Annotated in this window: 4 protein-coding genes; 2 read left to right on the forward strand and 2 right to left on the reverse strand. The window is 54.4% G+C overall.

Annotation, left to right across the window (positions count from 1 at the left end; genetic code table 11):
* Positions 1-85 precede the first annotated feature (85 nt).
* Entirely contained in the window at positions 86-1,822 is a 1,737-nt protein-coding gene (locus HQL65_20180; protein MBF0138554.1) for a diguanylate cyclase, read from the reverse strand.
* 302 nt (positions 1,823-2,124) lie between these two features.
* On the opposite strand from HQL65_20180, the gene HQL65_20185 reads away from it, so the two are divergent.
* Positions 2,125-2,376: a sulfurtransferase TusA family protein gene (locus HQL65_20185; GenBank protein MBF0138555.1), complete on the forward strand. Its 252-nt coding sequence runs from the start codon at positions 2,125-2,127 to the stop codon at positions 2,374-2,376.
* A gap of 14 nt (positions 2,377-2,390) precedes the next feature.
* Positions 2,391-3,485, forward strand: a complete 1,095-nt coding sequence (locus tag HQL65_20190) for a hypothetical protein (protein MBF0138556.1) — start codon at positions 2,391-2,393, stop codon at positions 3,483-3,485.
* A 147-nt stretch (positions 3,486-3,632) separates the two neighbouring features.
* Here the strand turns inward: HQL65_20190 and HQL65_20195 are convergent, their stop codons facing one another.
* Positions 3,633-5,183 carry a family 14 glycosylhydrolase gene (locus tag HQL65_20195; GenBank protein ID MBF0138557.1) on the reverse strand — a complete coding sequence of 517 codons (1,551 nt, stop codon included), beginning with the start codon at positions 5,181-5,183 and terminating at the stop codon, positions 3,633-3,635.
* Positions 5,184-5,231 lie beyond the last annotated feature (48 nt).

Here is a 5,231-nt window from a genome sequence, read left to right on the forward strand (position 1 = left end):
GCCCTTCCTCTTGGCGGGGTTTGGGGCGGAGCCCCAATAAAATCTTTCTTTCCAAAGTGATGATCAAGGCCTTATGAACACATCCTTATGCCGGATTTTCACCAGGTGACCCAGGCTGTGCAAGACGGGGCGTTGCACAGCATACCTGATTACGTCCGCCCCGCTTGGCTTCGTACAGGGCCTCGTCGGCGGCCTTGAGCAGGGCTTCCGGATTGGCGGCCTCGACCAGAGGCAGGGTGGCGACGCCCACGCTGATGGTCACTTTCAGACCATCCACGTCCGTCAACTCCACCCGTTCCCGCAACCGTTCGGCAACCTGTTGGGCACCGGTCTGGCCGGTGCTGGGCATGATCACGCAAAACTCCTCGCCACCAAAACGACAGGGAAAATCCAGGGCACGGAACAAATTGCGCATTTCCCGGCCAATGGCTTGCAGGACCCGGTCGCCCTGATCGTGACCATGCCGATCATTGAATTTTTTGAAGTGGTCCACATCGAACAACAATACCGCCAGTTCCAGATGGTAACGTTGTGCCCGGTCGAACTCTTCCGTCAAAACCTCGTCCAGACGCCGACGATTCAACAATCCGGTCAGGCCATCGGTGTAGGAGAGCTGCCGCAGTTTTTCTTCGAGACGTTTTTCACCGGTGATATCTCGCAGGAGGGCAGCAGAGCCAACAGGCCGGTTATCGTTGGCCCGGATGGTGGCCGCATAGACGTGGAGAACACGATTTTTGTAGACCACCGTCTCCGGCATGGCCTTGTCGTGACTGGTCAGCAAACCCTCCATGTAGGATGGATCATCGAGCAGATTGACAAAGCTCTGGCTGGAAATTTCCTGGACCGTCTTGCCCAACAGGCGTTCGGCAGCCGGGTTGACCAGGACCACTTGCCCGGACTGGTCGGTGACCACGATCCCTTCCCGGGCACTCAGAATGATGGTGGCAAGTTTGTCCCGTTCGGTCTGCAATCCTTTGTGGGATTTTTCCAGCTCGGCACTCATGAAATTGAAACTGCGGGCCATGCGGACAAATTCCTGACTTCCCAGGACCGGTACCTGTTGCAGAATATCACCCCCGGCAACCTGCTCCATGGCGCGGGTGATGCGTCCGAGGGGAGTGACCACGAGGCGATGGATGGCCAGATAGACCATGCCCAGGATGACCAATATGCCCAAACCAAACATGCCCAGGGTACGGATGCGGGCCGCTTGAATGTCCCATTTCACGGTTTCCAGGGAGGTGGTCAACTTGACCATGCCCCGCAGTTTGTCGCTTTGGCCATGGCAGGTGTGACACCCATCCTGGTTGAAAATGGGGGAGTAGACCGTCAAAATGGGTTTTTCGTTTAAAGACACAATAAAATCAAACACTTCACGTTCAGAACGCAACAAATCTGCCAACAGACCGGTGGGAATTTCAATATGCTTGGCCGAGTTCTTTTCCTGACGTCTGGTATAAGCGCCCTGTCCCAGATGTTGATTGACGGCATCGATGGTCTGGTTGTCGTGAAAGGCAGGGCGTCCGTCCATACGCAGGATCTGAAAATCCAGAATATTAGGTACTTGTTTGATATTGTTTACATAATCATGAGCTATCTGGGCATTGCCCGAGAGCATGGCTGTTTGCAATCCCTGGCTGGCTGACAAGGCAATCAACCCCATGGTCCGTTTGCCCTGGGACAGAATCACCTCATCATCCTGGCGAAAATAAAACAAGGCCATGCCGCCAAATCCCACCAGAATGGAGAGGCCTGTGATCAGCAGGATGCGAAAGCCAATCCCGGAATTCCGGGCAATATTGTTGTTTTGATTGCTATTCATGCGTCATCCATCACTGTTTTCGGTGTCTTTCCCTGAACTCTGTCCCCATTATGCCATGAGATGCGAGCCAGGTAACCGGGAAAACCCGGATCGATCCCTTGCAATCCATCGAGAAAAAGGGTAATCACCCCACATGGAAGAAATGCGCCATGATAGCCGGGAAATGTCACTGTCGTGTGGCAGGAAAGCCTTTTTTTGTAACATAAAATAACGTCTGGAGAACTGGAAACTTGCCTGCACCCAAAGGAAGACCCCGCGCCCATTCACATTCAGGTCGCAAGGGGAAGGTGTCCACCGCCCAAATGGAAGTGGATGCCCGTAATCTGTTGTGTCCCCTGCCGGTTTTGCGGGTGGCGTCGGCCATGGAGGAGATGCCTGCCGGAGCGGTTTTGAAAGTGCGTGCCACGGATCCCGGCTTGAGTCGGGATCTGCCCGCCTGGTGTACGGTCAATGGCCACCGGTTGCTGCAATTCGACCGGCAGGGCACCGAATGGGTCGGTTTTGTCCGCAAGGGAACAGGGGATCCGGAACCCAGCGAAAAACAACCCGTTTAGGGAGTGTGGCTGCCATGGCCCTGCGCATCTGGTGTGCGGTGACCGCGCATGGATTCGGGCATTTTTCCCAGATGGTTCCCGTTTTGCGGGAACTTGCCCGCCAAAGGCCGGATCTGGAACTGCGCCTGGCAGGGTCTCTGTCACCCGACGTGATTCAGCGCAATCTGGGCCTTCCCCATTCGCAGGATCCGGCAGCCCGGGATGTGGGTCTGATCCAGAACGATCCGTTGACGGTGGATTTGCCGGCAACGGCTGCTGCCCTGGAGCGCATCCACGCAACCTGGCCGACCCTCCTGGAAGCGGAGAAACAGGCCATGGCGGCCTGGTCGCCCGATCTGGTCCTGGCGAATGTGCCTTATCTGCCCCTGGCGGCGGCGGGGGCGCTGGGTATTCCGAGTGTGGCAGTGGCATCGCTCTCCTGGGATCTGGTGCTGGCGGCCTATTTTTCCCTGGCGGAACCCGGTCCCCGGCGCTGGTGGGAACAGATGCGGCAGGCCTATGGCACCACCACCCTGGCCCTGCTGCCCACGCCGGCCCTCCTGGATGGTCCGTTTCCCCGACAGGTCCTGATTCCCCCCCTGGTTGAGCCGGGTGTTCCCCAGCCTGCGCGGCTGCGGCGGGATTTGCATCTTTCCGCCACAGATCAACGTCCCCTGGTGCTGGTCAGCCTCGGCGGCATTCCCGGCAGCAACCTTCCTTTTGCTGCCATGGCCGGCAATCAGGACTGGATCTGGATTCTCGATTTTCCTTCGCCTTTGCCTGCCGATCATCTGGTCACCTGGCAGGATTTGTCCGGTGCCTGGTCTTTCCGGGATGTGCTGGCTTCCGTGGATGCCGTGGTGGGCAAACCCGGTTATGGCATGTCCGTGGAAACCGTAGCCCATGGCACACCGTTTCTCTATGTTCGCCGCGGAACCTTTCCGGATGAGGCGTCCATCTGTCCCTGGCTCCAGCGGCATGGTCGGGCACGGGAAATTTCTCAGGCGACATTTCGTTCTGGCGCTTGGGAAGAACCTCTGCGCGAACTGATGGCCTTGCCCCGTCCGCCACGCATTCCCCTCGATGGTGCCGTCGTGGCCGTGGAACATATTCTGAGACTGCTCGAATAACGGATAAAAACGGAACATGGTTCCACGGGGAAGAAGACGGCTCTTCCCCATGGTGAAATTTGCCCAGGGAAGAATCCCGTCTTTTCCCGTGATGGAAATTGGGAACGGTATTTCAGGTCAAATCTGGTATGGGATTGGTTGACATTTTCACAGACTGCGACGGTGTGTATCATAGGCCTTGATAAATTTTTCGAAAGCCTCTTTTTCTTTTTCCCAGCAAGTACACACCAAACGCAACAAGGTGAAACCAGTGAAATGACCTGCCGTGAATATTTCTCCGATTTTTTCCCAATCAGTTACTTCCGAATTGTGATCTTCGTTGATCACGCAGATGAGCGCATTTTCGCCACGCAGGGTCACTGGGTCAACCTGTGACATGCCTTCAGCTTTTTGGGCAGCATTGGCCACGCAACGAACCAGTGTTTGAGGATCGGATGTTTTGAAAGTGTCGTTGGAATTGCAGTTGGGGAATTTTGAATCCATTTCCAAGGCTGTGAAGTGGACAATGATATCTCGGCTGTTTCCGAATTCGCTTTTCAGATCCCGAACCATGTTGAAGATACTGTCATAACCTGTACTTCTGGGGGCTGTTTTATCACCAGGCGGGACAATTGATGCGTTGGCCGCTATCAATCCGGCAGTGATTTCGGCCATGCGGGGCACTCCGGTACATCGCCATTGCCAATGTATTCCGGGAATTTTCATGCCCAGTGGAATACTTGCGAAAGGATCTTTCGAAAAGCTGCTATTGGCTTCTCGCAGCAACGTTTTTCCGTGTTCCAAGAGACATTCATGGTACCAGCGGGTGAAATCCTGGCCATATTCATTATTCATGTAGTCTATATTGCGCATAGACTCATCAGCTCTGGCATGGGGAAGTTGAAGAGGGGCATATTCTCCCCCTGGAGGCCGAATGTTTTCATAAAGGTCGGTTCCATGGGCTGCATTGCGTTGGAAGACGATCCAGCTATTGGATGCGGCATCAGGATTATCTCTTTCCAACCATTCCAGTCTATTTTGCGCCCACTCCCGGAACGATTGACGTGCCAATCGACCATAGCATTGAAAGAATCCCCGATCAGGAAATTTCCAGCCATCCGATTCATTGTAGGATGGATAACGCAATTCGCCTGCTGGTCCCAGGCTGATGTTTAACTCGGGAAAGGCTCCGGCTTTTGCCAATTCTTGAAAAAAGGGGACCTGGGTAAAAGCCTGGAAAAAAATGCGGACAGCCGCCATCACCACGGGTCCATGGGCACCAACAGTGGCCCATACCGGGAGAGCATCGGATTGCAGAGTTCCAGTTTCACTTTCGTACTTCAAATCATTTGGTTCCAGTCCTGCCTCTCTGGCCAACTGGTTATATACCCACCCGGGGATGGGTATGTTCAAATTTCCATCACCGACACTTCCCCCGCCATGATGCAACGAAAAGATTGGTACAATGTCCAAACCATGGTCACAGATAATCCGGAATATTTTTATATAATACTCCCAATCTGGACTGTGGCGATCTTGCATGACCTTGCCCCACCAGATATCCACGGTAACTGCTTCGACACCAATATTTTTGGCTTCCTCCAGGAGACCCTTGAAGCTGGGCCAATTACCATCTTTGACGATCAACGGGGCCATTACGGCCATCAGGCAACGATGGCGCTCGCCTCGCAGGCGAATACAGTCTGGTTTATCGAGCATGTGTTTCATCCTTCTGAAAATGTCAACATGGCGTGAAGGTCATTGCTT

The organism is Magnetococcales bacterium (assembly GCA_015228935.1).
Taxonomy (GTDB): Bacteria; Pseudomonadota; Magnetococcia; order Magnetococcales; family DC0425bin3; genus HA3dbin3.